This window comes from Acidovorax sp. Q11 (assembly GCF_054950075.1).
This window is the reverse complement of record NZ_JBUDZG010000081.1, coordinates 1-1,329: the sequence shown is the minus strand read 5'-3', so window position 1 is coordinate 1,329 and position 1,329 is coordinate 1. Positions and strand designations below refer to the sequence as shown.

Here is a 1,329-nt window from a genome sequence, read left to right as displayed (position 1 = left end):
TGGCCAAGTCGACGGCCACGGTAGTAGCATGCATGTCGGACTCCTTTCGTTTGAAGACCTGATCCCCACGCCAATGAAGACCAGTGCGCCAATCTCGCGCAAACAAACGGGGGAGTCCATCCCATCACTCAGCCGGACACATTGCGGCATGCCGCCATTTGCCCCGCCATTTCATTCTGGGCCAAATGCCGTCACGCCACAATGTGCCGGTTAGCTCAAACGTTAGGTCTTCATGTCCGAAGCCACCGATCGGGCGAAAGTGAGAAACTGCTACTGCGGTCTTTGGGACAAAAGCCCATCGATTTTGGAAGAGCAGGGCGTGCCAGCAGGCTACTGCGGGATATGCGAGCTCTGTGGCGCACCAGGACACTTACGGCATGGGCCAGGGGCTATGCCAGCCACGTTATCATGGTGTGACAAGTGCTACCGGAAGGTGGCTATAGTTGCAAATACTCAGGGGCTATCACTCATATCAGCGATAGGTGCGGCGTTGTATGGTGCATGGAGTATTGCGGTGGCTGCGGGCTTGGCGTTCATTGCGGCAACCTACCTGATGAAGCGGATGCACAAGCGTGAAACGCAGACCTAACAAGTTCGTGGATTGGACCCATAACGGCGGCCAGCGTGGTCGCCATTCTTCAACATTGAGTGCGCCGTTGTGGTCCACTCACGGCCGACGTTAGGCCGCACAGAACACCGCTGCAGAACTATGCGCAATGCACTTCTTGCCCTCCACCTCTCGTTTGCTGCGCTGTGGATCGGGTGCATCCTGACGGAAGCCCTCTTCGAGCGAGCCTTGCTCCCCAAAGGAGACGAAGCTCGCAAGATCCTGGCAGGACTGCATGTCCGAGTCGACAAGATCATCGAGATACCCGCCATCGTCGTAGTCTTGGTTTCCGGAAGCATGCTTTGGCTTCAGGCTTCCCCTACCAACCGCGGTTTTCACCTTATGCTCGCCGCCGGAGCCACCGGCATTGCCGCGAACGCCTACTGTGTCTGGCTCGTCTTCAAGCGGCGGCGCGCGGCGGAGTCAGAAGACTGGTCGAGGTTCGAGGCACTTGACCAAAAGCAACACAAGTTTGGCGCTGTCGTCTTGGTTGGAGTCGTTCTTGCGCTCGCCGCCGGAATTTGGGGGCGCAGTGCGGCCTAACCCCTCGTATATGGACTCCCCCGCAACAACAAGAGCCTGATCGATTGGGGATCAGCGGGTAAAGCACCTGCAGTCGTATATCCGGCATCTGTTGTGGGATCGTGAATGTCCCGTGCCGACATGGAATCTGCGTCACCGCGTCGCCACACGCTACAAGCGGCTGCGGGAGAGCCGGAAGA

At 58.1% G+C, this 1,329-nt stretch carries 1 protein-coding gene; it reads left to right on the top strand.

Features of this window, described 5'->3' with window-relative positions:
• The first annotated feature begins 709 nt into the window (after positions 1–709).
• On the top strand, positions 710–1,150 hold the full coding sequence (locus tag ACYZGB_RS22750; RefSeq protein WP_462391261.1) for a hypothetical protein: 441 nt from the start codon (positions 710–712) through the stop codon (positions 1,148–1,150).
• Positions 1,151–1,329: the final 179 nt, after the last annotated feature.

Excerpts from the sequence above, each read along its gene's own strand:
- ACYZGB_RS22750 (WP_462391261.1), top strand. The coding sequence starts at position 710 with ATGCGCAATGCACTTCTTGCCCTCCACCTCTCGTTTGCTGCGCTGTGG.